Origin of the sequence: Chromobacterium sp. ASV23, assembly GCF_016428945.1 — a bacterium.
GTDB classification, from domain to species: domain Bacteria; phylum Pseudomonadota; class Gammaproteobacteria; order Burkholderiales; family Chromobacteriaceae; genus Chromobacterium; species Chromobacterium sinusclupearum.
The window spans coordinates 14,993-41,026 of record NZ_JAELTR010000020.1 but is presented as its reverse complement, the minus strand read 5'-3'; the positions used below and the strand labels follow the sequence as shown (position 1 = coordinate 41,026).

23 protein-coding genes and 2 tRNA genes are annotated in these 26,034 nt (G+C 61.9%); 20 read left to right on the top strand and 5 right to left on the bottom strand.

The window, feature by feature from the left end:
- The first annotated feature begins 39 nt into the window (after positions 1–39).
- From pap to JHD59_RS10415, 7 genes are all read left to right on the top strand, one after another.
- Positions 40–1,524 carry a polyphosphate:AMP phosphotransferase gene (pap, locus tag JHD59_RS10445; protein WP_199154180.1) on the top strand — a complete coding sequence of 495 codons (1,485 nt, stop codon included), beginning with the start codon at positions 40–42 and terminating at the stop codon, positions 1,522–1,524.
- Positions 1,517–2,257: a transporter substrate-binding domain-containing protein gene (locus tag JHD59_RS23320; RefSeq protein ID WP_199154179.1), complete on the top strand. Its 741-nt coding sequence runs from the start codon at positions 1,517–1,519 to the stop codon at positions 2,255–2,257. Before pap ends, JHD59_RS23320 begins: the two co-directional genes overlap by 8 nt.
- Before the next feature lie 31 nt (positions 2,258–2,288).
- Entirely contained in the window at positions 2,289–3,983 is a 1,695-nt protein-coding gene (recD, locus tag JHD59_RS10435) for an exodeoxyribonuclease V subunit alpha (protein ID WP_199154178.1), read from the top strand.
- A gap of 112 nt (positions 3,984–4,095) precedes the next feature.
- Positions 4,096–4,977, top strand: a complete 882-nt coding sequence (locus JHD59_RS10430; protein ID WP_199154177.1) for an NUDIX hydrolase family protein — start codon at positions 4,096–4,098, stop codon at positions 4,975–4,977.
- Positions 4,978–5,268: 291 nt separating this feature from the next.
- Complete coding sequence (locus JHD59_RS10425) at positions 5,269–5,478, top strand: hypothetical protein (protein WP_043623136.1); 210 nt, start codon at positions 5,269–5,271, stop codon at positions 5,476–5,478.
- A gap of 124 nt (positions 5,479–5,602) precedes the next feature.
- On the top strand, positions 5,603–7,465 hold the full coding sequence (locus JHD59_RS10420) for an ABC transporter ATP-binding protein (protein ID WP_199154176.1): 1,863 nt from the start codon (positions 5,603–5,605) through the stop codon (positions 7,463–7,465).
- 56 nt (positions 7,466–7,521) lie between these two features.
- Positions 7,522–8,064, top strand: coding sequence for an NUDIX hydrolase (locus JHD59_RS10415; protein WP_199154175.1), 543 nt, complete (start codon positions 7,522–7,524; stop codon positions 8,062–8,064).
- 227 nt (positions 8,065–8,291) lie between these two features.
- Here the strand turns inward: JHD59_RS10415 and JHD59_RS10410 are convergent.
- Positions 8,292–8,368, bottom strand: a tRNA-Arg gene (locus JHD59_RS10410).
- Positions 8,369–8,523: 155 nt separating this feature from the next.
- Here JHD59_RS10410 and JHD59_RS10405 point away from each other — a divergent pair.
- On the top strand, positions 8,524–9,249 hold the full coding sequence (locus JHD59_RS10405) for a cytochrome c5 family protein (RefSeq protein ID WP_233163991.1): 726 nt from the start codon (positions 8,524–8,526) through the stop codon (positions 9,247–9,249).
- 262 nt (positions 9,250–9,511) lie between these two features.
- Here JHD59_RS10405 and JHD59_RS10400 read toward each other — a convergent pair whose 3' ends face one another.
- Complete coding sequence (locus tag JHD59_RS10400; RefSeq protein WP_199154173.1) at positions 9,512–11,536, bottom strand: UvrD-helicase domain-containing protein; 2,025 nt, start codon at positions 11,534–11,536, stop codon at positions 9,512–9,514.
- Positions 11,537–11,655: 119 nt separating this feature from the next.
- Here JHD59_RS10400 and JHD59_RS10395 point away from each other — a divergent pair, with 119 nt between their 5' ends.
- Entirely contained in the window at positions 11,656–12,489 is an 834-nt protein-coding gene (locus JHD59_RS10395) for a symmetrical bis(5'-nucleosyl)-tetraphosphatase (protein ID WP_043623116.1), read from the top strand.
- 7 nt (positions 12,490–12,496) lie between these two features.
- Here the strand turns inward: JHD59_RS10395 and JHD59_RS10390 are convergent, their stop codons facing one another.
- The gene (locus JHD59_RS10390) at positions 12,497–13,318 is read right to left on the bottom strand and encodes a 1-acyl-sn-glycerol-3-phosphate acyltransferase (protein WP_199154172.1); all 822 of its coding nucleotides are present in this window, start codon (positions 13,316–13,318) and stop codon (positions 12,497–12,499) included.
- Between the two features lie 47 nt (positions 13,319–13,365).
- The gene (gene mutM, locus JHD59_RS10385; RefSeq protein ID WP_199154171.1) at positions 13,366–14,178 is read right to left on the bottom strand and encodes a bifunctional DNA-formamidopyrimidine glycosylase/DNA-(apurinic or apyrimidinic site) lyase; all 813 of its coding nucleotides are present in this window, start codon (positions 14,176–14,178) and stop codon (positions 13,366–13,368) included.
- Between the two features lie 100 nt (positions 14,179–14,278).
- Between mutM and JHD59_RS10380 the strand changes: the two genes are divergently transcribed.
- From JHD59_RS10380 to JHD59_RS10335, 10 genes are all read left to right on the top strand, one after another.
- A complete protein-coding gene (locus JHD59_RS10380) occupies positions 14,279–16,045 on the top strand; it encodes a tetratricopeptide repeat protein (protein WP_233163990.1) in 1,767 nt (588 codons plus the stop codon).
- Positions 16,042–16,584 (top strand): lipoprotein insertase outer membrane protein LolB, encoded by a 543-nt coding sequence (gene lolB / locus JHD59_RS10375; protein ID WP_199154169.1) that lies wholly within the window; start codon positions 16,042–16,044, stop codon positions 16,582–16,584. Before JHD59_RS10380 ends, lolB begins: the two co-directional genes overlap by 4 nt.
- A gap of 55 nt (positions 16,585–16,639) precedes the next feature.
- Positions 16,640–17,494, top strand: coding sequence for a 4-(cytidine 5'-diphospho)-2-C-methyl-D-erythritol kinase (gene ispE / locus JHD59_RS10370; RefSeq protein WP_103319615.1), 855 nt, complete (start codon positions 16,640–16,642; stop codon positions 17,492–17,494).
- Positions 17,495–17,500: 6 nt separating this feature from the next.
- Positions 17,501–17,575, top strand: a tRNA-Gln gene (locus tag JHD59_RS10365).
- A gap of 89 nt (positions 17,576–17,664) precedes the next feature.
- Entirely contained in the window at positions 17,665–18,648 is a 984-nt protein-coding gene (locus JHD59_RS10360) for a ribose-phosphate pyrophosphokinase (RefSeq protein WP_021478224.1), read from the top strand.
- A gap of 60 nt (positions 18,649–18,708) precedes the next feature.
- Positions 18,709–18,996: a 50S ribosomal protein L25 gene (gene rplY, locus JHD59_RS10355; protein WP_103319616.1), complete on the top strand. Its 288-nt coding sequence runs from the start codon at positions 18,709–18,711 to the stop codon at positions 18,994–18,996.
- 91 nt (positions 18,997–19,087) lie between these two features.
- Complete coding sequence (gene pth / locus JHD59_RS10350) at positions 19,088–19,669, top strand: aminoacyl-tRNA hydrolase (protein ID WP_199154168.1); 582 nt, start codon at positions 19,088–19,090, stop codon at positions 19,667–19,669.
- Positions 19,670–19,736: 67 nt separating this feature from the next.
- Positions 19,737–20,828, top strand: coding sequence for a redox-regulated ATPase YchF (gene ychF, locus JHD59_RS10345; protein WP_199154167.1), 1,092 nt, complete (start codon positions 19,737–19,739; stop codon positions 20,826–20,828).
- A gap of 512 nt (positions 20,829–21,340) precedes the next feature.
- Positions 21,341–22,075 carry a transporter substrate-binding domain-containing protein gene (locus JHD59_RS10340; protein WP_233163989.1) on the top strand — a complete coding sequence of 245 codons (735 nt, stop codon included), beginning with the start codon at positions 21,341–21,343 and terminating at the stop codon, positions 22,073–22,075.
- Between the two features lie 71 nt (positions 22,076–22,146).
- Complete coding sequence (locus tag JHD59_RS10335; RefSeq protein ID WP_199154166.1) at positions 22,147–22,809, top strand: amino acid ABC transporter permease; 663 nt, start codon at positions 22,147–22,149, stop codon at positions 22,807–22,809.
- Between the two features lie 47 nt (positions 22,810–22,856).
- Here JHD59_RS10335 and JHD59_RS10330 read toward each other — a convergent pair whose 3' ends face one another.
- Positions 22,857–24,620 (bottom strand): long-chain fatty acid--CoA ligase, encoded by a 1,764-nt coding sequence (locus JHD59_RS10330; protein WP_199154165.1) that lies wholly within the window; start codon positions 24,618–24,620, stop codon positions 22,857–22,859.
- A 232-nt stretch (positions 24,621–24,852) separates the two neighbouring features.
- Between JHD59_RS10330 and JHD59_RS10325 the strand changes: the two genes are divergently transcribed.
- Positions 24,853–25,998 (top strand): PLP-dependent aspartate aminotransferase family protein, encoded by a 1,146-nt coding sequence (locus tag JHD59_RS10325; RefSeq protein WP_199154164.1) that lies wholly within the window; start codon positions 24,853–24,855, stop codon positions 25,996–25,998.
- Positions 25,999–26,034: the final 36 nt, after the last annotated feature.

Below are 26,034 nucleotides of genomic sequence, written 5' to 3'. Positions count from 1 at the left end.
CTGCAACTAAGCTAAGCTAGGGGATAAGGATGGAACTTCATGTTTGAATCTGCCGAAATCGGCCACCGCATAGACAAAGACACGTTTCGCAAGATGATGCCCTCGCTGCGAGAGGCATTGCTCGACGTGCAGTACGACCTGAAAGAACAAGCCAATGTCCCGGTGCTGATCCTGATTCATGGTTTCGACGGCGCCGGCCGCGGCGAAACCATGAACCTGATCAACGAGTGGCTGGACCCGCGGCTGATCCACACGGTGGCGTTTGACAGCCCCAACGACGAGGCGCGCGCCCGGCCGTGGATGTGGCGTTACTGGAACGAGCTGCCGGCCAATGGCCGCATTGGCATGTTCTTCGGCTCGTATTACTCCGATACCTTGTTTGACCGGGTATTCAACCGCAGCGACCGCGACGCGTTCGACCGGCAGATTTTCGACATCCTGCGCTTCGAACGCATGTTGACGCTGGACCGCGCGGTGGTGCTGAAGTTCTGGTTCCATCTGAGCCGAGACAAGCAGAAGCAGCGGCTCAAGCAGCTGGAGCAGGATCCGGCCACCAGCTGGCGCGTCACCAAGACGGACTGGGAGCACTACGAGCGCTACGACAAGATCCGCAAATACGGCGAACACATGCTGCGCCTGACCAATACCGCCTATGCGCCGTGGATCATCATCGACGGCGAGGACGCCAATTACCGCAGCCTGACTGTCGCCAACACCATACTGGAAGCGATCCGCAAGCGCATCGGCCAGACCGTGCTGACCACGGACCATACCGAAGCCCCGCCGCTGCTGGCGCCGATAGACAACAAGCTGGTGCTGGACACCCTGGTGCTGGATCAGAAGCTGGACAAGGACACGTATCAGAAAAAGCTGGATCAGCTGCAGGGCCGGCTCAGCAAGCTGACGCGCGATCCGCGCTTCGCCCGCCATTCGCTGGTGTTGGCGTTCGAGGGCAACGACGCGGCGGGCAAGGGCGGCAGCATCCGCCGCATCACCCAGGCGCTGGATGCGCGGCGTTACCGGGTGGTGCCGGTGGCGGCGCCGACCGAGGAGGAAAAGCTCAAGCCATGGTTATGGCGTTTCTGGCGCCATGTGCCGGGCAAGGGCCGCATCACCATTTTCGACCGCAGTTGGTACGGACGGGTGCTGGTGGAGCGGGTGGAAGGGTTTGCCGCGGAAGCGGACTGGATGCGCGCCTACTATGAAATCAACGATTTTGAGCACCAGTTGACCGAGAACGGCGCCATCGTGCTGAAGTTCTGGCTGGCGATCAGCAAGGACGAACAGCTGGCCCGGTTCAAGGGGCGCGAGGAAACCGGCTTCAAGCGCTTCAAGATCACCGACGAGGATTGGCGCAACCGCGATAAATGGGATCTGTACCGCCAGGCCGTCAGCGACATGGTGGACCGCACCAGCACCAGCAAGGTGCCGTGGACCCTGGTGGAGGCCAATAACAAGTATTTCGCCCGGATCAAGATTCTGACCACCATCTGCGAAGCATTGGAGGCAAGGTTGAGTGAGTAGAGTGCTCTGGTTTTGCCTGATGGGTCTGTTGAGCCAGCCGGTGTGGGCGCAAGTCATCCTGCGCGCCGGCGTGGCCAACGACAGCAGCGAACCGCTGCGCCAGGCAGGGGATGGCGAGTTGCAGCAGGCTTACCGCGAGGCTGTGGCGCTGATCGCGCGACAGAGCGGCATCCGCTTCCAGCTCGACTACTACCCGACGCAGCGTTTGGAGCAACTGTTTGTGATCGGCCGGCTGGATGTGGAGGTCGGCGTCAACCCGTCCTGGCGCACGCTGTCGCCGGTGGCGGGCTTCTATACCATGCCGATAGGCGAGGTGGAGTACCAGCTGTGCCTGCCGCCCGGCAAAGGTCATGTTCAGACTGCGCTGGCCGATATGAAAGGCTGGACGGTGGGCACGCTGGCCGGGCAGCAGTACCCCTTGCTGGAGCCTGCATTCCAGGCGCAGCGGCTGAAGCGCGACGTATCGAGCAACGAGGACGAACTGCTCGACAAACTGCGGCTGGGCCAGGTGCAAGCGGCGGCGCTGGAGCGCGGCCGCGCCTTGTACTGGAACCGACGGGCCGAGGGCAGCCTTTGCCAGTTGTCGGAGTCGGCAGGCAGCCTGCCGGTGATGCTGCGCCTGCATCCGCAGTATCGCGAGCTGCTGCCGAGATTCAATCAGGCCATCCAGACGCTCAACAACCAGGGCAAACTCAAGCCTTTATTCATCCTGCGCGGCCCAGTCGTTCCCTGACTGCGGCGGCATGGCCATTCCCGGATTCATGATGAAATCATTGTCACCCCAGTTGCCTGAGCAACTGGCCGCCTTGTTCTCGCGGCTGTTGCCCGATGTAGACGACACCCTGCTGGCCTTGATCGGCGAGTTGAGCCACGCCAATCAGGCCGGCCATGTCTGTCTGCCGCTGGCGCATCGGGCGGAGCTGAAGGCCTTGCGGGCCAGCCCGCTGGTCGGCGCGCCCGGCGCGTATGCGCCGCTGATCCTGGACGATGCGGGGCGGCTGTATTTTGCCCGCCATTGGCATGATGAAGACCGTTTGGCGGCGGCGCTGATCCGTTTGGCCGAGCCTTTGCCGCTGCCGGACGAGGCCAGGCTGTCGGATTTGCTGGCGCGGCTGTTTCCCGATGCCGGCGATGGCCAGCCGGATCGGCAGAAGCTGGCGGCGGCCCTCGCGGCGCGGCAGCGGCTGATGGTGATTTCCGGCGGGCCGGGCACCGGCAAGACCACCACCGTGGTGCGGCTGCTGGCCTTGCTGGCGGCCTTGTCGCCGCGGCCGCTGGTGATGGCGATGGCGGCGCCGACCGGCAAGGCGGCGGCGCGGCTGTCCGAGTCGGTGCGCGCGGCGCGGGACAGGCTGGACGTGGACGAGGCGGTGAGGCGGCAGCTGCCGGCCAAGGCGGAAACGCTGCACCGTCTGCTGGGCTTGCGTCCCGGCGCGGAGCAGCCGCGCCATCATGGCGGCAATCCGCTGCCGCTGGACCTGCTGGTGGTGGACGAGGCGTCGATGATAGACCTGGCGCTGATGGCGCGCACGGTGGAGGCGCTGCCTTCGCAGGCCCGGCTGATCCTGCTGGGCGATCGCGACCAGCTGTCGTCGGTGGAGGCCGGCGCGGTGCTGGGCGAGCTGTGCGCCCGCATCGGCTATCGCGAGTCCACCCGGCAATGGCTGGGGCGGGTATGCGGCGCCGAGCTGGAAAGCGGCGGCGAGGCTGGGGCATTGACCGATTGCGTCGCCTTGCTGACGCGCAGCCATCGCTTCGGCGCGGCGTCCGGCATCGGCGAGCTGGCCCGCCGGGTCAACGCCGGCGACGGCGCGGCGGCGTTGGATGTGCTGCGCGACGAGGCCTGGGCGGACGTGGCGCTGCGGGATACGGTGGAGGACGCGGCTTTGCTGGCCAGGCGCGAGGGCTATTGGCGCGCCGTGGCGGCAGGCGAGCCGCCGGAGCGGGTGCAAAGCGCCTTCTCCGCTTTCATGCTGCTGGCGGCGGAACGGCGCCAGGTGGCCGAATGCAATCAGCGCATCGAGCGCAAGCTGGAGCGCGATGGCCTCAAACAGCCGGGCCGCGATTGGTATCCGGGTCGGCCCGTCATGATCAGCGAGAACGATTACGGACTCGGGCTGTTCAACGGCGACATCGGCTTTGCGCTGCAGAGCGAAGCAGGCCTGCGCGTACTGTTTCCGGCGGATGATGGCGGCTGGCGGGCCTTTGCCCCGGCGCGCTTGCCGACGCACGAAACGGTGTTCGCGATGACGGTTCACAAAAGCCAGGGTTCGGAGTACGACGAAGTGTGGCTGCAGCTGCCGGAGCAGGTGGGGCCATTGTTGAACCGGGCGCTGTTGTATACCGCCATCACCCGGGCGCGTTCTCGCTTTGCCGTCGCGGGCAGCGAGGCGGTCTGGCTGGCGGGCGCGGCCTCGGCGCCGCGGCGCGATTCCGGCTTGGCGGACCGTTTGCGCTGAGCCAAATGGATGGAATGCAACACTTCGCGTCATTGTGCGAGGAAGAATAGTCAAGCGCCGGTAGACATCCTAAGATGCAGCCTTCCCGAAAAAATGCAGGGGGAGAGTGTTCATGCAGGTGGATGCCGTTCTGGGCTATCTGGATAAGATCAGCCGATTCGATTCCCAACAGTTCACGCCGCTATTCATCGGCACCGAACGCATGGGTTGCGTCAACGCGCAATGGAAGGCGCGCTTGCTGCAGCATGAGTCAGCCCTGTTCGAAGAAAACTACCTTGGCGTCTGTTGCCGGCTGGACGGCAGCTACCGCAGCATCAGCCATGCGCTGGCCTTGGCGGCGCGGCGCTGGCAGCAGGCCGGCTGGCTGAACGGCTGGCGCAACGAAAACTTTACCGCCTTCCGTCAGGACGGCACGCCCTTTTTCGAGCTGGAACGCGCCGCCTTCCGGCCGCTGGGTTTGACCAGCCGCGCGGTTCATATCAACGGCCTGTGCCGCATGGCGGACGGAGAAGTTCGGATGTGGGTAGGCCGGCGCAGCCCGCATAAGGCCGTGGACCCGAACCGGATGGACAATCTGGTTGGCGGCGGCGTGGCGGCCGGCGAGACGCTGGAGCTGGCGCTGGAGCGCGAGGGCTGGGAAGAGGCCGGCATCGCGCGCGAGTCGCTGCAAGGACTCAAGCCATCCTCTCTGCTGCTGGCGCAGCGCCCGGTGCAGCGTGGTCTGCATCGCGAATGGCTGTATGCCTACGATTTGTGGCTGCCGCTGGGGCAGTCGCCCTGTTGTCAGGATGGAGAGGTGGCGGAGCACTTGCTGCTGCAACTGGAGGAGGTGGAGCAGCTGTTGGTGGCTGAGCGCTTCATGATCGATGCAGCCCTGGTCAGCATGGATTGCCTGTGCCGTTTGGGCTATTGGCAGCAAGCCAATCCGGTGGTGGCCGACGCGCTGGCGCGTATTCGGCATGCCATGGGGCAAGATGAGGCGGTGCTAGCCTGAGTCCAGCTTATCGCGCCCCGCCTGCGTGAATGAAAAAGCCCGGCAATGCCGGGTTTATTTTTTGAGATGAGTTGGTGAAGTATGATTTTTCATCATTTTTATGATAAGTGTTTCAATATTGGAATATTGTGATTTTAAGTGGTTTTGTAAGCGCCATATGATGTTGTGTAAAAGTTTGGGAAGGGTTGCGCATTAGGGTGAGCGCTCAGCTTAACTCATGTTAATATTGCCGAGAGGAAATCCAATCAGTATAAAAATTCAATAAACGCCGTTTCGACAGAGATAATAAAAATGTACCGGTTGAAATTGATTTCGCCGCACTTCGGCATCGACGATAAGGGGCCGTTGCATCCGACTCAGGAGCAGGCGCGTCAAGCCGCGGAGCTGATGCTGCGTGTGTATAGGGGCAATGTGCGCGCGGAAGTACATCGCGTGGACGTGAAGACGCGCAAGACCGAAAAGCTGGAAGAGGTCTACATCAAACAGGAGTGGATCGAGTAGCTCCGCGCGGACTGCATTCTTACAACTTTCCCGTTGCATCTTGCCGCAGGATACGCTACCGTCATCGCTCCCTTAAACCCATTGTCCGCACGCCTCCCCGGCGGCGGAGAGCGGAGCGATCTTTATGTTTGGCTGGTTTGAACGCCGAGTGTCCCCGTATCCGGACACGCCCCCTGCCCAACCTCCTCAGGGCTTTTTTTCCTTTATCTGGTTCTGCACCAAAGGCCTGCGCGGTCTGATCCTGTGCATGACGCTGCTGACTGCCTGTATCGGCGCCTTCGAAGCGCTGCTGTTTTCGATGATGGGCTCGGTGGTCGATTGGCTGGCCAAGACGCCGGCGGATCAATTGTGGCAGCGCGAACGCGGCCATCTGTTTTTGCTCGGCGGCATCCTGCTGGGCAGCGTCGCGTTGGTTGCCTTGCAGGCGATGTGCAAATACCAGGGCCTGTTTTCCAATTTTCCGATGCGCTTGCGCTGGAATTTCCACCGCCACTTGCTGGGCCAAAGCCTGAGCTTTTATCAGGATGAATTCGCCGGCCGGGTCTCGGCCAAGGTGATGCAAACCTCGCTGGCGGTGCGCGACACGGTGCTGATCCTCACCGATATCATGGTGTTTGTGGTGATTTACTTTGTCACCATGATCGCGGTGCTGGGGCATTTCGACCTCTACCTGCTGCTGCCTTTCCTGGCTTGGCTGGCACTGTACGTCGCCACGCTGTGGTTCTTCGTGCCGCGCCTGGGCAAGGCCGCGACTCAGCAGGCCGACGCGCGCAGCCTGATGACCGGCCGCATCACCGACGCCTATACCAATATCGCCACCGTCAAACTGTTTTCGCATGGCCAGCGCGAGGCGCGCTTCGCCAAGGGCGCGATGCAGGAGTTTCTGACCACGGCCTATCGCCAGATGCGTTTGGTCAGCGGCTTCGAGATTGTCAATCAGTTGACCAGCATGCTGCTGGTTGGATTGACCGCAGGATCGGCGCTGTGGTTGTGGAGCCGCGGCGAAGTCAGCTACGGCGCGGTGGCGGCGGCGATTGCGATGGCGCTGCGCCTGAACGGCATTTCGCACTGGATCATGTGGGAAATGTCCAGCCTGTTTGAAAACATCGGCACGGTGCAGGACGGCATCACCACGCTGTCGCGCCGCGTCACAGTGCTGGACAAGCCCGATGCGGCCAAGCTGGAGGTGCCGCGCGGCGAGATCCGCTTCGAGAACGTGGATTTCTCCTATGGCGGCGCCAAGTCGGTGATTGCCAATCTGAACCTGACCATCCGTCCCGGCGAAAAAATTGGCCTGGTCGGCCGCTCCGGCGCCGGCAAGTCCACCATCGTCAACCTGTTGCTGCGCTTCTATGATCTGGACGGCGGCCGCATCCTGATCGATGGCCAGGACATCGCCGGCATCACGCAGGATAGCCTGCGCGCCAAGGTGGGCATGGTGACGCAGGATACCTCGCTGCTGCACCGCTCGGTGCGGGAGAACCTGCTGTATGGCCGGCCGGATGCCGGCGACGAGGACATGATCGCGGCCGCGCGCAAGGCCGAGGCGGACGAATTCATCCGCACCCTGAGCGACCCGAAGGGCCGCACCGGCTACGATGCCCACGTCGGCGAGCGCGGCGTCAAATTGTCCGGCGGCCAGCGCCAGCGTATCGCCATCGCGCGCGTGATGCTGAAGGACGCGCCTATACTGCTGCTGGACGAGGCGACCAGCGCGCTGGACTCTGAAGTGGAGGCGGCGATCCAGAGCAGTCTGTACCGTCTGATGGAGGGCAAGACCGTGGTGGCGATCGCGCACCGCCTGTCCACCATCGCGGCGATGGACCGGTTGATCGTGCTGGACCGCGGCCAGGTGGTGGAGCAGGGCACCCACCAGCAATTGCTGTCGCATGGCGGCTTGTACGCCAGATTGTGGGCCCATCAGAGCGGAGGCTTCCTTGGCGAGGAAGATGACGACGAAAACGACAGCGTGTCGTTGATGGGCTGATCGAGCCAACCCCTGCCCATGGGCAGGGGTTTTTTATATGCGTAAAGGACAACGCGATGGCCAATGCGGCTTGGGAGTTGCTGGATGTCAGCGTGGAGCATGCGAATCCCTGGTTTCAGGTGTGGCGGCGTCAGATCCGCTTGCCGGATGGCAGCTTGATTCGCTATTTCTCCGCGCAGTATGACCGCTCCGCAGTGGGCGTCTTGGCTTTGAATGCGGGGAAAGTGCTGCTGGTGCGCCAGTACCGGGTATTGATCGATCGCGAAGTCTGGGCGATTCCCGCCGGCGGCGTGGATGTCGGCGAGGCGTCTCTCGCAGCCGCGGGGCGCGAGCTGCTGGAGGAGACCGGCCATGCCGCGTTGGCGCTGCGGCCATTGATCGCCTTTTATCCGACATATGGCAGCAGCAATCAGCTGTTCGAGATTTTCCTGGCGGAGCAAACGGAACGGCGCTGCGAGCAGATCGACGGCAATGAGGTGTTGGAAACGGGCTGGTTTGATGGGGAGGAAGTGATGGAAATGATCGCGCGCCATGAGATTCCGGATAGCCTGTCACTGGTTCCGTTGTTGCTGGCCATGAGGCAGGGCTTGTTTGGCTGAGGCAGAACGGTGGCATCGCATCCGGTGAAATTCGGCGCCGAAATGATCTATATCAAATTTGACGCGCAAAAAACACTTGGCTGGGCGGTGGGATGTTGCGGGATTGCGGCGGCGGTTGCCGGATGGCATGTTTTTTATAGCGCCGTTCTATTTACGGTAATTCAGAAAAAGAGCAGCATAAAAACAAAAAAGGCCCGCAGCGTGAAGCTGCAAGCCCTTGATTTCTTTGGCGCACCCGACAGGGATCGAACCTGTGACCTTCAGCTTCGGAAACTGACACTCTATCCAACTGAGCTACGGGTGCTTTGTGCGATGGCACTCAAGGAAAGCATCATACAACAGAAAACTAATCCGAGTCCAGAGTATGGTTTTTTGCCTTGCGCACCTGCATACTTTATAATCGACAGGTTTTAAATGTCATTTTTTCAGGCGAGGCTTGGGATGAGTAATGAGAACGGAATGGCCCCCGATCAGATCGTAAAGGTTCTGGTCAGCGTCGTTGTCTTTCTTGTCGTGGCGATTTGGCTTCTGGCCAAGCTGGCCACCAGTGGATTCAATGTGGATGCCGAGGTGATGACCAAGGAAGCCGTCGCGGCCCGTCTGAAGCCGGTTGGCGAATCCAAGGCCAGCGATGCGCCGCCGGGCATGCGCACCGGCGAGCAGGTATACAAGGCGATCTGCATTTCCTGTCACGGCACGGGTCTGGCCGGCTCGCCCAAATTCGGCGATGCCGGCAGTTGGGCGCCGCGCATCGCCAAGGGGTGGGATACGCTGGTGGCCCATGCTTTGCAAGGTTTCAACGCGATGCCGGCCAAGGGTGGTTCGCCGGACTTGACCGATGACGAAGTCAAGCGCGCGGTGGCCTATATGGGCAATGCCGGCGGCGCCAAGTTCACCGAACCGCCGGTTGGCGGCGCAGCCGGCGCGGCGGCTGCGGCCGATCCCGCCGTGGTGGGCAAGAAGATCTACGAAAGCGTATGCGTGGCCTGCCACGCGGCAGGCGTAGCCAACGCGCCGAAATTCGGCGACAAGGTGGCTTGGGCCGAGCGCCTGAAGCCGGGCCTGGATGAAGTGGTGAAGATCGCCACCAAGGGCTTGAACGCCATGCCGCCCAAAGGCGGCTATACCGGCAGCGATGCGGAATTCCGCGCCGCAGTCGAGTATATGGTCAATAATTCAAAATAATTGATAGCAGTAATAAAAGCGCCCCATGGTTCATGCCTGGGGCGTTTTTCATGAATATTGCATTGCGTCAAAAAGTCAATAGATGTGACCGGATAGAAAGGACAGGTGGCAGCGCAGGCCACTTCAGGCATCATGGGTACATCTGATTGACGGGTAGGCCAGTCAAGCTTGCAAGTCAGGTGGGGTTCCCCAGCCTCGCTTCACCCAGAGATGTTCCTCATTCTTCTTTATGGCGCCTCGCGGCGCCATTTTTCTTGCCTGCTCAATTCTGCGGCGGGTCGCCGGACTTATTCTTGCCGGCCAGCATCGCCGTCAGATTGGCCAGCCGCGACTTGCCTTCCGTCTTGCTGACTAGCGGTTCCGCGCCGGGTTTGCCGAAATGGCGCAAGTCGTCGCCGTCTATCTCGCTGATGAAGCGGGACGGCTCGATGAATTGCCATTCGCCGGCGCGGCGGCGCTTGACGCAATAGCTCAGCGTCAGGCTGCGCTGGGCGCGAGTGATGCCGACGTACATCAGCCGCCGCTCTTCCTCCACCATGCCGTTCTCTACCGACTCGCTATGCGGCAGGATGCCTTCCTCGCAACCGACCAGGAATACATGAGGGTATTCCAGGCCCTTGGAGGCGTGCAGGGTGGACATTCTTACCGCGTCGACCTCTCCTTCGTCACGGCCTTCCAGCATGGTGATCAACGCGATGGTCTGGGTCAGTTCGATCAGGTTCTTGCCATCGTCGGTGCCCTTGCGCGCCAGCCAGGTCACCATCTCCAGCAGGTTTTTCCACTTGGTCTCGGCAATCTTCGGACTGTCCTCGCTGTCGTACAGCCAGGCTTCGTAACCGATGGCCTGCAGCAGTTCCAGCGCGAGCTTGCCGGCTTCCTCGCGGGTGACGCGGTATTGCAGCTGGGTGATGAAGTCGCAAAACTGTTCCAGCGGGGCCAGCTGCGCGGCTTGAATCTGCACCCGGAGGCCTCCGTCGTGGGCGGCGGCGAACAGGCTCTTGCCATATTGGCCGGACCAGGCGCCGAGTTTTTCCAGCGTGCCCGCCCCGACGCCGCGCTTGGGGGTGGTGATGGCGCGGATGAAGGCCGGGTCGTCGTCCGGGTTGGTGATCAGGCGCATATACGCCAACAGGTCCTTGATCTCCGGCTTGTCGAAGAAGCTCTGGCCGCCGGCCATCTGGTACGGAATGCGCTGATTGCGCAGCGCTTGCTCGAAAATCCGCGCCTGATAATTGCCGCGGTAGAGGATGGCGTAGTCCTTGAAGTCGGTGCGGTGCTCGAACTTGTGCGCCAGCAGCTTCTGCACCACGGTCTCCGCCTCGTGCTCCTCGTCCTTGCACTGCACCACGTGTATCGGTTCGCCCAAGCCCAGTTCGCTCCACAGCTGCTTCTCGAACAATTTCGGATTGTTGGAGATCACGCTGTTGGCGGCGCGCAGGATGCGGGCCGTGGAGCGGTAGTTCTGCTCCAGCTTGATCACCTTGAGCTGAGGGAAGTCCTGCTGCAACAGGCGCAGGTTTTCCATATTGGCGCCGCGCCAGGCGTAGATGGACTGATCGTCGTCGCCGACGGCGGTAAACAGGCCGCGCACGCCGGTCAGCAGTTTCACCAGCTGGTATTGGCAGGTGTTGGTGTCTTGGTATTCGTCTATCAGCAGGTAGCGCAGCTTGCCCTGCCATTTGAGCAGCACTTCCGGATGTTCGCGGAACAGTTGCACCGGCAGGCGGATCAGATCGTCGAAGTCCATCGCCTGATAGGCCGTCAGCGTGTCCTGATAGGCGATATAGGTTTTGGCGCAGATGCTTTCCCACTGATCCTGCGCGGCCAGCAGCATGTCGTCCGGCGTTTTCAGGTCGTTCTTCCATAGCGAGATCTGGCTCTGCACTTTGCGGATCTCGTCTTTGGACGTGGTGTTCAAGATGTCGGCGATGATCTTGCCGGCATCGTAGGAGTCCAGAATGGAGAATTGCGGTTTATAACCGAGATGTGGCGCTTCCTGTCTGAGAATGTGCATCCCCAAAGAGTGGAAGGTGGAGACGGTGATGCCGCGGATCTCGGCCGAGGTCATCAGCTTGCCCACGCGCTCCAGCATCTCGCGCGCCGCCTTGTTGGTGAAGGTGATGGCGGCGATGTGCCGCGCCGGGATGCCGCCCTGCCGCACCAGATGCGCGATCTTGTAGGTGATGACCCGGGTCTTGCCGGAGCCCGCGCCCGCCAGCACCAGCAGCGGGCCGTCTAGGTAATGAATGGCCGCGCGTTGCGGCGGGTTGAGCAGGGGAGCGGACATGGCGGTATGGCCCGGACGGGCGTAGCAATTCGGTAATCGAGGCCGTGCATTGTAGCATGGGGTATCATGGCTTAAGCGCGGATGGGATCGTCCTCGATCCGCTTCACAAGGAAATAATAATGGCCATCTATGCAATCGGCGATATCCAGGGTTGCTTCGCTCCTTTTCAGAAGCTGCTGCGCCTGATCGATTTCAATCCTGGCAAAGACACCTTGTGGCTGACCGGCGACTTGGTCAATCGCGGCCCGCAGTCGCTGGACGTGCTGCGCTGGGTATTCCGCCATCAGGATCACGTGGAGATGGTGCTGGGCAATCATGACCTGCATCTGCTGGCGGTGTCGGAGGGGTTCGGCAAGCTGCATCGCGACGACACCATCGAGGACATTCTGAACGCCGCTGATGGCAAGGTCCTGCTGGACTGGCTGCGCTGCCAGCCGCTGATGCTGGAGGGGCATGGCTACGCCATGGTGCACGCGGGCTTGCTGCCGGAGTGGACCATTTCCAAGGCGCTGCGCTTGGCCGAGGAGGTGGAGTTCGGCCTGGCCAGCAATCGATATCGGGAATTCCTGGGCCGCCTGTACGGCAACAAGCCGACGCGCTGGAGCGACGATCTGAAAGGCGTGGACCGGTTGCGCATCATCGTCAACGTGATGACCCGCATGCGCTTCCTGACCCGCGACGGCGAGATCGATCTGAGTTACAAGGGCGAGTTGGACGGCGCGCCGGCCAATCTGGTGCCGTGGTTCGAGGCGCCGGGCCGCCGCCATGGCGGCACGCCCATCGTGTGCGGGCACTGGTCTGCGCTGGGCCTGCATCTGGATGAGGATATTCTGGCGATAGACTCCGGCTGCCTGTGGGGCGGCAGCTTGTCCGCGCTGAGGCTGGACGACCGCCAGCTGTTTTCCCTGCCGTGCGAGGCGTATCGAGAAGTCGCGCTGGCGGCGGGTAAATAGGGCTGGCTCAGGCGCCGGTTTCGCTGGTGGCCTGGCTAGCCGCCGCGGCCGGGGCCTCCAGCGCCAAACGCAAGCCGCGCGCTACCTCTGCGCGGGCGGCCTCGGCCAGCAGAAAGCGGTTGTCCAGGCCGGCGTCGCCGGCCTTCAACGGCTTGCCATAGCAGATTTCGACCTCGATTTCGGGGACGGACAGCACCTTTCCCATGCTTTGCAGCAGCGAAATCTCATCGATATAGGCCGCCTCCAGCAGCAGGCTGCCATCCGGGCGCTGGTAGCGCAGCGAGACCGGCTGCACCGTTCCGCCCGCCAGCAGGGCCGCCTCGAACAAGGAGGCCTTGAACGGCAACAGGCCGCTGCCATCCGAGGTGGTGGCTTCCGGGAATACGGCCATGCAGCCGCCGTTCTGCATCGCCTCGGCCAGAATCTGATTGACGCGGGAGGCGTCGCGGCGGTTGCCGCGATCAATGAACAGCGTGCCGGCGACATAGGCCAGCCAGCCGATCAGCGGCCAATCGCGAATCTCACGTTTGGCGACAAAGCGCGATACGGTGCAGCTGTTCAGCGCGATGATGTCCAGCCAGGACACATGATTGGCCACCAGCAGCGTATTGGGCGGGTAAAAACCGGGATTGATGCCCTGAACCTTGATGCTGACGCCGAGTATCTTCAGCGCGTGCTGCGCCCAGCGGCGAGTGACGACCGCGCGCTCGGCCTGCGCCAGCTGGGAATAGCGGGTCGCAATGATGAACACGCCTACGGCAAGATGGCCAAGCAGGCGCAATACGCGGCCGCAGCGAGTGGCGACTGAGGTGGTAGCGGATGACTTCAAGGTTTTTTTAAGATTTCGAGTCTGAATGATGACAGGCCGCCACTCTATCACGGCTGGCACAGCGGGCAATAGTAAGAGCTGCGCTGGCCTTGGCGGATATGACGTATGGGGGTGCCGCAACGGCGGCACGGCGCCTCCTGGCGGTCGTACACCATATAGCTTTGCTGGAAGTAGCCGGGCTTGCCTTCGCTGTCGACGAAATCGCGCAAGGTGCTGCCGCCGGCATCGATTGCCCGCCGCAGCACGGCGCGGATTTCTGCTGCCAGCAGGTCGCATTCGGCGCGCTTGAGCGAGTTGGCAGGACGCGTCGGGGCGATGCCGGCGTAAAACAGCGACTCATTGGCGTAGATATTGCCGACGCCGACCACCACGTGGTTATCCATGATGGCCAGCTTGATGGCGCTGCTGCGGCGCCGGATGGCCTCGAACAGCACCGCGCCGTCGAAGGCGTCCGACAAGGGCTCCGGCCCCAGGTCTTTCAATAGCGGGTGCAGCTCGATCGGCCCGACATGCCACAGCATGGCGCCGAAGCGCCGCGGATCGCGGTAGCGCAGCAGCTGGCCGTCCAGCAGCAGGTCCACATGGTCGTGCTTTTGCGCCGGCGCGCCCGACGCCATCACCCGCAGGCTGCCGGACATGCCCAGGTGAATGAGCAAGGTGCCGCTTTGGCATTCCAGCAGCAGGTATTTGGCGCGTCTGCGCACCGCGAGCACGGTCTCGCCGGCGAGGCGCTCGGCAAGATCGGGCGGCACCGGCCAGCGCAGCGAGGGGTTGCGCACGACCGCGCCGCGCAAGGTGCGGCCGGCGAGATGCGGCTCGACGCCGCGGCGGGTGGTTTCGACTTCTGGCAGTTCGGGCATGGTCTTCAATGCGAATCGGTAAATGGTGCAAACATAAAAACCGGACATGCTATTCTACGCGTTCAACAGGCTTTGAGCAGGCACCTTAGACTCCATGCGAATGAAACCGCTGAAACGAACCCTTCCATTGCTGCTGGCGCTGCTGCTGGCGGCATGCGCCAGCGTCAAGCCACCCGCGCCGTCGGTACCTCCAGTGCAGCAGAATGCCGCCGGCGATGACAACGCCAGCCCGGATGATGCCGCCAAGTCGGCGGATGCCGCGCTGCCCAAAGTGGAGCTGACGCCGGAAATCTTTTATGGCGTATTGGCCGGAGAGATCGCCGCCCAGCGCGGCGCCGCCGGTTCGGCTGGGCTGACTTATCTCGATCTTGCCCGCCAGACGCGCGACCCCAGGCTGGCGCAGCGCGCCGCCGAGTTCTGCCTGCTGTCCGGCCAGTTGAAAGAGGCGGCCGCGGCCTTGCGCTTGTGGATAGAGCTCGATCCCGACTCTCTGCCGGCGCGCGAGCAGTTGTTCGTCACGTTGATGCGCAGCGGCGACCTGGCCGAGAGCAAGCCGCTGGCCGAGGAGCTGCTGCGGCGCGAACCCGCGCGCGCGCCGGCCATCTTCGTGCAATTGGCCAGGCTGAGCACGCGGCCGGACGGCGGCTCGGCCCGGGCCTATCAGATGGTCAGCGAACTGGCCGCCCAGTATCCGAACCTGCCGGAAGCGCGCTTCGCCGTGCTTGCCGCAGCGGCGGATAACGGCGACAAGGCCGCGGTGGACCGGGAGTTCGACCGCCTGGCCCAGATCGCCCCGCAGTGGGATTTGCCGGTTGCCTGGCAGGTGGACCGTTTGCGGCGGCAGGATATGAATCAGGCGGCAGCGTTTTTGCAGCGCGAACTGGCGCGTCGGCCGCAGGCCAGCCTGGAACTGCAGATGGCTTATCCGCGGCTGCTGGTCGGCGCCAAGCGCTTTGTCGAGGCGCGAGCGGCGTTTGAAGCGCTATTGAAAGATTATCCGGATAATCCGGACCTGTTGTACGCCACCGGTCTGCTGGCCTACCAGATGCGCGATCTGAAAACCGCGTCGGATCGCCTGGAGCGCGCGCTGGCGCAGCGCCATCCAGAACCGGATTTTGTCCGTTTCACCCTGGGCCAGATCGCCGAAGACGACCACGACGCGGCGCGCGCCGCCAACTGGTATCGCCAGGTCGGGCCTGGCCAGCAGTATCTGCCGGCGCAGTCGCGGCTGGCGCTGCTGGAGGCCGGCGAGGGCCAGCTTGACGAAGCCCTGGGCCGCTTGGGCCTGCTGGGCAGCACGGATCAGGAAAAAGTGTCGGTGGTGCTGTTGCAGTCGCAACTGGCGCGCGACGCCAAGCAGCCGCAACGCGCGTATGAGCTATTGACCCAGGCGCTGCGCCGCCAACCGCGTTCCATCGAGCTGCTGTACGAGCGTTCGCTGGTGTCGGACATGCTGGGCAATGCCGGCAACGCCGAGCGCGATCTGCGTCTGATTCTCAAGGACAAGCCGGGCGATACCCAGGCGCTGAACGCGCTGGGTTACACGCTGGCCAATCGCACCACCCGCTACCATGAGGCCTATGGCTATATCGACAAGGCCCTGAAGGCGGAGCCGGACAATCCGGTGATCCAGGACAGTATGGGTTGGGTGTTGTACAAGCAAGGCAAGCTGGATGCGGCGCGCAAGTATCTGGAAAAGGCCTACCACGCCATGCCCGATCCCGAGGTGGCGGCTCATCTGGGCGAGGTGCTGTGGCGTCGGGGCCGGCGCGACGAGGCGCAGCAGCTATGGGAGAAGGAGCTGGCGGCGCATCCGGACCATGAAGTGATCACCGAGACCATGCGGCGGCTGGGGGCCAAGCGATGAAATGGCTGGCCTGCGCGCTGCTGGCCGTGCTGCTGACAGCCTGCGCCAGCCGCGAAGTGCCGTTCCGCGCCGCCCCGTCAGCGTCCGCCGCCATCGATACGCCGTTCAGCGTCAGCGGCCGGCTGTCTGCCAATATGGACGGCAAGGGCCATGTCGCCAATTTCGACTGGCAGCATCAGCCGCTGCGCGACGAGGTGGCGATCAACTCGCCGCTGGGCAATACCGTAGCCAAGGTGCTGCGCGACGGCGATGGCGTGGTCCTGTTGGCGGACGGCAAGCGCTGGCAGGCCGACGACGTGGAGAGCCTGACCCGGCAAGTGATGGGCTGGCCGCTGCCGCTTTCCAATCTGGTATGGTGGATACGCGGCCTGCCGGCGCCGAACTTGCCCAGCCGTCTCGACGCCGACGGCAGCCTGGAGCAGCAGGGCTGGCGCATCCAATTCGTGCGCGACGCCGACGTCGATAGCCAGCACCCCAAGCGGGTGGAAATGCAGCGCGATGGCCTGACCGTCAAAGTGGTGGTGCAGAGCTGGCAGTGAGTGGTCCTGTTGCCCATCCGCAAAATACCCATTCAGATACAGATTCAAGACCGATATGCAGCATGCGTTTTACTCTTTCCCGGCCCCGGCCAAGCTGAATTTATTGTTGCACGTGGTGGGCAAGCGGCCGGACGGCTACCACCTGTTGGAAACGGTGTTCCGTTTCATCGATTTTGGCGACACCTTGCATCTGGCGGTGCGCGACGATGGCGAGATCGAGCTGTTGACGCCGACCGACGGCGTGCCGCCGGAGCAGGACCTGACGGTGCGCGCGGCCAGGTTGTTGCAGCAAGAAAGCGGTTGCGCCCTGGGCGCCAGCATCAAGCTGGAAAAGCGCACGCCCATGGGCGGCGGCCTGGGCGGCGGCAGTTCCGATGCCGCCACGGTATTGATCGCCTTGAATCGGCTGTGGCGCTTGAATTGGCCGCGCGAGCGGCTGCAGCAACTTGGCTTGCAACTGGGCGCGGACGTGCCGGTTTTCATCTTCGGCCGCAGCGCGCTGGCGACCGGCGTCGGTGAGGTCCTGGAGCCGGTTTCTTTGAAGCCGGCCTGGTATTTGGTAATTCACCCACAGGTGCATGTGCCCACCGCCGCGATATTCCGAAATTTTTCGCAGGGCATGTTGACAGGGCTTGGTCGCCTCGGCATAATGCGAAGCCTCGAAACAACGCAGCAACGCAGAAATGATCTGCAAGACGTTGTAACGAGAATGTTTCCAGCGGTGAATGAAGTACTGAGCGAACTGAAAAAATATGGTTCGCCGCTGATGACCGGCTCCGGAGCCTGCGTGTTCTTGGAGTTTCAGTCGAAAGACGAAGCCGATAAAGTTTACCGAGTGTTGTCGGAGAAATATCAGGGATTTGTTGCTGAAGGACTTGATGTCCATCCCCTGTTCGACAGCGCTGAATAAGGTTACTGGGGAGTCGCCAAGTGGTAAGGCACCGGATTTTGATTCCGGCATTCGTAGGTTCGATCCCTACCTCCCCAGCCAGGACTTTCTCCAAATAAGAGAGAGCATGAAAAAAGCGTGTAAGAATGCCTTACACGCTTTTTCTTTATCCAGCTAAGGCAAAGCGAATCATGGCGGCATACGACAGTTTGATGGTATTTACCGGTACGGCTAATCCGGAACTTGCTCAGAACGTAGTCAAACATTTGGATATCTCGTTGGGACGCGCCGATGTCGGCAAGTTCAGCGATGGCGAGGTGGCGGTGGAATTGCTGGAAAACGTGCGCGGCCGCGACGTTTTCATTCTGCAATCGACCTGCGCGCCGACCAACGACAATCTGATGGAAATCCTGACGATGGCCGACGCGCTCAAGCGCGCTTCCGCTGGCCGGATTACCGCGGCGATTCCTTACTTCGGCTACGCCCGCCAGGATCGCCGTCCGCGTTCCGCCCGGGTGCCGATCTCGGCCAAGCTGGTGGCCAATATGCTGACCAGCGCCGGCATCGACCGCGTGCTGACCGTCGATTTGCATGCCGACCAGATTCAAGGCTTTTTCGACATCCCGGTGGACAATGTTTACGCCACCCCGGTGTTGCTGAAAGATATTCGCGCCCAGCGCTTCGATGACCTGATCGTGGTCAGCCCGGACGTGGGCGGCGTGGTCCGCGCACGCGCGGTGGCCAAGGCCCTGAATACCGATCTGGCGATCATCGACAAGCGCCGTCCGAAGGCCAATGTGGCCGAAGTGATGAACATCATCGGCGACGTATCCGGCCGCACCTGTCTGATCGTCGACGACATGATCGACACCGCCAACACGCTGTGCAAGGCCGCCAGCGCTCTGAAGGAGCGCGGCGCCGAGCGCGTGCTGGCCTATGCGACCCACCCGATCTTCTCTGGTCAGGCGGTGGATCGCATCAAGAATTCCGACATCGATATGGTGGTGGTGACCGACACCATCCCGTTGACCGCTGCGGCCAAGGCCTGCCCGAATATCCGGGTGGCCTCCATCGCCGGCTTGCTGGCCGAGACGCTGCGCCGCATCAACAACGAAGAATCGGTGTCCTACCTCTTCAATGAGGAACTGGTTGCGACGGGCGCTTGCCTGCCGTAAACATCGGGCCTGCTGGTCGCGGCGGGCCGGGTGCTTTTAATCTGAAACTGGAGTTTTGACATGTCTTACGAACTGATTGCTGCCAAGCGTGCTGATCTGGGTACGGGTGCGAGCCGCCGCCTGCGTCACGCTGGCAAACTGCCGGCCGTGGTATACGGCGCTGGCAAGGAAGCCGTTTCCCTGGAACTGGACCACAACACCATCTACCACGCCGTCAAGCACGAAGATTTCCACACCTCCGTGCTGGATCTGGTGATCGATGGCCAGAAGGAACAGGTTAAGGTTGCCGCGTTCCAAATGCACCCGTACAAACAGCAAGTGCTGCACATCGATTTCGCTCGTGTGTAATCCCTGCTGCCGTGCCGCCTGGCGGTAACGGTGAAGAGCCCGTTGTGCGCCCATGTGGCGGGCAGCGGGCTTTTTAATTTGGAATGACGACATGTCCGGCATCCGCCTGATTGTTGGCCTGGGCAATCCAGGCCCCGAATACGAAAAGACGCGCCACAACGCCGGCTTCTGGCTGGTGGACGAGCTGTGCTGGCAGTTCAAGGGCAACTGGCGCAACGAAGGCAAGTTTCATGGCGACGTCGCCAGAATCCAAGTCGAAGGTCAGGACGTCTGGCTATTGAAGCCGATGACGTATATGAATCTGTCCGGCCAGGCCGTGCTGGCGCTGGCGCATTTTTACAAGATACTGCCGGACGAGATTCTGGTGGTCCACGATGAGCTGGATCTTGCGCCTGGCGTCGCCCGCTTCAAGCAGGGCGGCGGCCATGGCGGCCACAACGGCTTGAAGGACATCGCGGCGCGGCTGAGCTCGCCGGCTTTTTGGCGCTTGCGGCTCGGCATTGGCCACCCCGGCGACAAGAAAGAGGTGGCCAACTTCGTGTTGAAGAAGCCGCGCGCCGAGGAGCAGCAGGCGCTGGACGAGGCCATCCTGGCCGCCTTGCGCGAGCTGCCGCGCGCCATCGCCGGCAAGATGGCCGAGGCGATGAAGACGCTGCACACCGAAGCGAAGTGATTGCGGGCTGGCGGTCCGCTGGACCGCCGCCATAATGGATTGAAATAGAAATTCTAGGAAGACAGCCATGAGTCTGAAATGCGGTATCGTCGGTTTGCCCAATGTCGGCAAGTCCACCCTGTTCAACGCGCTGACCAAGGCCGGCATCGAAGCCGCCAACTACCCGTTCTGCACCATCGAGCCTAATGTCGGCATCGTCGAGGTGCCGGATCATCGTCTGGCCGAACTGGCCAAGATCATCAATCCGCAGAAAATCCAGCCGGCCATCGTCGAGTTCGTCGACATCGCCGGCCTGGTGGCGGGCGCCTCCAAGGGCGAAGGCCTGGGCAACCAGTTTTTGGCCAACATCCGCGAGACCGACGCCATCGTCAACGTGGTGCGTTGCTTTGACGACGACAATATCGTGCACGTCGCCGGCAAGGTGGACCCGATCGCCGACATCGAGACCATTCTGACCGAGCTGGCGCTGGCCGATCTGTCCGCCGTGGAAAAAGCCATCACCCGCGAGGGCAAGAAGGCCAAGTCCGGCGACAAGGACGCCCGCGCGCTGATCGCGGTGTTGGACAAGCTGGTACCGCACCTGAACGAAGGCAAGCCGGCGCGTTCGCTGGGCCTGTCCGATGAAGAGAAGGCGCTGATCAAGCCCTTGTGCCTGCTGACCATTAAGCCGGCTATGTATGTGGCCAACGTGGCGGAAGACGGTTTCAGCAACAACCCGCTGCTGGCCAAGGTGGAAGAATACGCCGCGCGCGAAGGCGCGCCGGTAGTGGCGCTATGCGCGGCGATCGAATCTGAAATCGCTGAACTCGAAGATGCCGACAAGGCCGAATTTCTGGAGACGCTGGGCCTGGAAGAGCCGGGTCTGGACAGACTGATCCGCGCTGGCTACAAGCTGTTGGGCCTGCAGACTTACTTCACTGCCGGCGTCAAGGAAGTCCGCGCCTGGACCATCCATATCGGCGACACCGCGCCGCAAGCGGCCGGCGTCATCCACACTGATTTCGAACGCGGCTTCATCCGCGCTCAGACCATCGCCTACGCAGACTTCATCGCTTACGGCGGAGAAGCCAAGGCCAAAGAGGCTGGCAAGATGCGGGCGGAAGGCAAGGAATACGTCGTGCAGGATGGCGATGTGATGAACTTCCTGTTCAACGTCTGAGGCATTTGCTATTACTTCTGGTGTTTCCTGAAATATGTAGGAAGTCAGAAAAATCAACAAAACCGCGTACTTGCGCGGTTTTTTCGTTTCTGGTGGTTCCTTGTCGTGCCTGGGATTGTCACATTCTTTGTGAGTATGTTGCGACTGCGGGTGGTTTTAGGATGTCGCGCTTCTTGGTTACCCGGGTCAATTCCTCCTTAAGGCGGTGGATTTCAGCTTGATTGTCTGCGGAGGCGATTGGCTTGGCTTCGCGTGGGTCCATAGCGTTCCAGCCTGCTCCTGCAATGGCGGCGTCAGCGGCAAGCGGAACTTGCCAAGGCCTGAGGCTCAAGATTGCAATAGAACCCACTGCATGTAGTGGGTTTTTCTTTTTAGGGCGCTGGCTTGCTGTAAGTCAGAGAAGTCTGATATTCTTTATATTGATATTTTTTAAATTCTAAATAAAAAATTGTTATATGAATATTCGACTGCCTCTTACTGCTTTACTTGTCCTGCTTGCAATGCCTGCCGCGATGGCGGCAGATCTGCTGGATGCCGTCAAACAGCGTGGTACATTGAAGATCGCATTGGAGGGGACTTATCCGCCGTTCAACTTCAAGGATGCCAAGCAGCAGTTGACCGGCTTCGACGTTGAAATCGCCAGCGAGATCGCCCGTCGCATGAAGGTCAAACCGGAATTCACCACGGCGGAGTGGAGCGGCTTGCTGGCTGGCCTGCAGAGCGGCAAGTTCGACATCGTGGTCAACCAGGTTGGGCTGACGCCGCAGCGCAAGGCGGTATTCGATTTCAGCCAGCCGTATACCTACTCCAGCGCGCAGCTGATCGTGCGCAAAAACGACACTCGCGCATTCAAGAGTCTGGCGGATCTGAATGGCAAGAAGCTGGGTGTCGGCCAGGGCAGTAACTATGCGGACATGGCCAAGGCCGTCGCCGGGGTGCAGGTGAAGACGTATCCGGGCGCACCGGAATACCTGCAAGACCTGGCCACCGGCCGTTTGGACGCGGCGTTGAATGACAGCCTGTTGATTCCGTTTGCCATCAAGCAGGCTAAATTGCCGCTGAAGGCCGGCGCCCCGGTGGGCGAGGTGGCGACGATGGCAATTCCGTTCGCCAAGGGCAATCCGCAATTCAAGGCGGCAATCGATCAGGCGCTGAGCGGCATGAAAGTCGACGGCACGTTCAAGAAAATCTCGCTCAAATGGTTCGGCATCGATGTTTCTAAGGCGCCGACAGTAGCCAAGCAGTAATTTCGTAGCGGGATCAGGATGGATGCGACGCCCCTGCATAGCGGGGGCGTCGCTTTTATGGAGGGGATGGCATGAGCGATTGGATGGCTCTGTTCGAGGCGGCGCTGCCGGTGATGCTGAAGGGCGCTTGGCATACTGTGCTGTTCGCCGTGGTGGCGATGGCGCTGGGCCTGGCGTTGGGCTTCGCGGTGGCGATGGTGCGGGTGGCTAGGCTGCCGGTCTTGTCGCAGCTGGCGGCGTTTTACGTCAGCGCGATGCGCGGCACGCCGCTCCTGGTGCAGATTTTCGTCATCTACTATGGGCTGCCCGGCGTGGGCCTGGAGCTGGACCCGGTGCCGGCCGGCGTGCTGGCGCTGACGCTGAACGTGGCGGCCTACCTGTCGGAAAGTTTGCGCGGCGGCATCGCCGGGGTGGCCAAGGGCCAGTGGGAGGCGGCGTTTTCGCTAGGCTTCACCTGGTGGCAGACCATGCGCCACATCATCGCGCCGCAGGCTCTGCGCTTGTCCGTGCCCAGCTTGTCCAACAGCCTGATCTCGTTGATCAAGGATACTTCGCTGGTATCGGTGATCACGGTGACCGAACTGATGCTGGCCACCAAGGAAGTCATTGCCCAAACCTTTCAGCCGCTGCCGCTTTACCTGGCCGCCGCGGCCATCTACTGGGCGCTGAGCGCGCTGTTCGAGCGCTTGCAGCGCCGTGTGGAGAACCGGCTCAATCTGGCGCACCAGCGCTGAGGCCGTGGAGCATCAAGAAAAAAGCCCCGAGATTCGGGGCTTTTGCTTTAGGCCGGTTCCGGCATGCCGTACATGCCGTCTATCATGGCGCGGCAACGTTCGGCGATGACTTTGCGCCGCAGTTTCAGGGTCGGTGCCAGTTCGCCGGCATCCACGCACCAGGGCTTGTCCAGCAGCGAGAACTTCTTGATGTGCTCCCAGCTGCCAAAACAGCGGTTGAAGCGCTTGATCTCGCGGTCGATCAGCTCCACCACCTTGGGGTGGCGGCTCATCTCGCTGTCGTTGGTGTAGGCGATGCCGTGCTCGGCGCACCATTCCTTCAGCTTCTCGTACAAGGGCACGATCAGCGCGGCGGCGTACTTCTGGCCGTCGCCTACCACCATGATCTGGTCGATGAAGGCCGATTCCTTCAGTTTGTTCTCCAGCGCCTGCGGGGCAATGTACTTGCCGTTGCTGGTCTTGAACATTTCCTTCTTGCGGTCGGTGATGCGCAGGTAGCCGTTTTCCAGCACGCCGATGTCGCCGGTGTGCAGCCAGCCGTCGCGCAGCGCCTCGGCGGTCTGCTCCGGTTCCTTGTAGTAGCCGGTCATCACATTGTCGCCGCGCACCAGGATTTCGCCGTCATCTGCCAAGCGCACTTCGACGCCGGGCAAAGGCAGGCCGACGCTGCCAATGCGCACGCCCTTGGCGGTGAACGGATTGGCGGAAATCACCGGCGAGCTTTCGGTCATGCCGTAGCCTTCGGCCACCGCGATGCCGGCCGCCCAGAACATCCGCGCCAGGCGCGGCTGCAGCGCGGCGGAGCCGACGTTGATGGAGATCAGTTCGCCGCCCATCGCGGCACGCCATTTGCTGTAGACCAGTCTGTCGGCCAGCGCGTGCTGGAGGGCTTGCCGCGGGGACAGGCGGCGATTCGGCTCGAAGGCCTCGGCGCGCGCCAGCGCCCATTGGTAGATGCGGCGCTTGGCGCCGGTCAGATCGCGCGCCTTGCCCACCAGCTTTTCATGCACTTTCTCCAGCACGCGCGGCACGGCGCTGAAGGTATGCGGCTTGACGTCGGCCAGCGCCGACGACAGGCATTCCACGCTGCTGAAATAGATGCCGGTGCCGCTGTACAGGTAGTAGAACACGCCGGCGCGCTCGAAGATGTGCGACAGCGGCAGGAAACTCAGGGCGCGGCAGCGGCCCTGCGGCAGGCCGGTGAAAGCGGCGGTGGCCACCACGGTGCTCAGCACGTTGCGGTGGGTCAGCATGACGCCTTTGGAGCGGCCGGTGGTGCCGGAGGTGTAAATGATGGTGTAGACGTCGTCGGCGCGAACGGCGTCGCGCAGGGCATCCAGTTCCGCCATCCGCTCCGGGCGCGCCAATTCGGCGATCTCGCGCCACGACGGCACGCCATCGATATCCGCCAGGCCGTAGATCGGGCAGGACAGCTTGCCCAGCGCCTCGTACAGTTTTCGTTGCAATGCAGCACTGCCGGCGAAGGCCAGCTTGACCTCTGCATGCGTCAGGATATAGCGTGCATCATCCAGGGTGATGGTGGGATACAGCGGGACGCTGACGGCGCCGATCTGTTGCAGCGCGATATCCGTCAGCACCCATTCGATGCTGTTGTCGGCTGCGATCGCCACCTTGTCGCCGCGGCCTATGCCCAGTTCCAGCAAGCCCAGGCTGACGCGGTTGACGGAGTCCCGTACTTCGCTGGTCGACAGCTGCCGCCACGTCTTGCCGGCTTTGGCCGCCAGGCAGTCGGTGCGCGGGTAGTTCCCGAGCTGGTGGGACAGTATGTCAAAAACGCGTTCTAGCTTCATGCAAACGATAGTTTTGATGCGAAACGGTGCAAAATAGTCCTAAAGCGTGTCGATGTAAAGTAAAAATCCGCGCCGAGTTGGCGTAGATCAGCTCAAGTTGCCGATATTTGCTCGCAATTGCGTTGAAATTGCGGACTGAGGATGCAATGGGCATGGCAAATGCATGATTTGCCGTAGGTTTCGGTGGGATTGTTGGACGATCCATGCAAGTTAATGATTTTGAGGAGTTTTTGTGAAATTTTCCACGCGCGCCATCCATGTCGGTTACGACAATGCCGGACATAACCGTTCGGTAATGCCGCCGCTGTACCAGACTTCCGTGTTCGCCTACGACCATGTCGGCGAGGCGATGCCCTACGTTTATGCCCGTAGCGGGAATCCGACGCGCAGCGCGCTGGAGGATTGCCTGGCCAGCCTGGAGGAGGCTCGTCATGGCCTGGCTTTTTCCAGCGGCATGGCGGCGATAGACGCGGTGCTGCGCGCCTGCCTCAAGCCCGGCGACGAAGTCGTCGCGCTGGCGGACCTGTATGGCGGCGCTTATCGCTTGCTGACGCAGGTGCTGGAGCCGGCCGGCATCAAAGTGCGTTTCGTCGATCTGTCCAATCCCCATCAGCTGGAATCCGCCATCACGCCGGCTACCCGGCTGCTGTGGCTGGAGTCGCCTACCAATCCGCTGTTGGGCCTGGTCGATATCACGGCATTGTCGGCCATAGCTCATCGTCATAGTGTAAAAGTGGCGGTGGATAATACGTTTGCCACGCCGTATCTGCAGCGGCCGTTGGCGCTGGGCGCCGATATTGTGGTCCACTCCGCCACCAAGTATCTGGGCGGCCATTCCGACGTGCTGCTGGGTTTGGTGGCGGTCAGCGACGACAAGCTTTATCAGGATATCCGCTTTGTGCAGAACGCGGCCGGCGCCGTGCCGGGGCCGCAGGATTGCTTCCTGACGCTGCGCGGCATCAAAACGCTGGCCTTGCGCATGGACAGGCATTGCGACAACGCCGAGCGGGTGGCGGATTTCCTGAGCCGCCACGCCGCGGTGGCCAAGGTGTTTTACCCGGGCTTGCCGGCGCATCCGGATCATGAGCTGGCCAAGCGGCAGATGAAGCGTTACGGCGGCATCATCAGCATCAAGCTGCGCGACGACAGCCGGGAAGCGGCGAACCGTTTCGCGCAGCGCCTGCAACTGTTCGCATTGGCGGAATCGCTGGGCGGGGTGGAGTCGCTGGTCAATCACAGCTACACCATGTCGCACGGCAGCATGCCGGCGCAACGCAAGGCGGAGTTGGGCATCGTAGAAGGCGGCTTGCGCTTGTCCATCGGCATCGAGGACATCGAAGACATTCTGGCGGATCTGGAGCAGGCGCTGCACGAGTAAGCGCGCGCTGGCTGCGGTTGCCTTTAAGGAGAACAG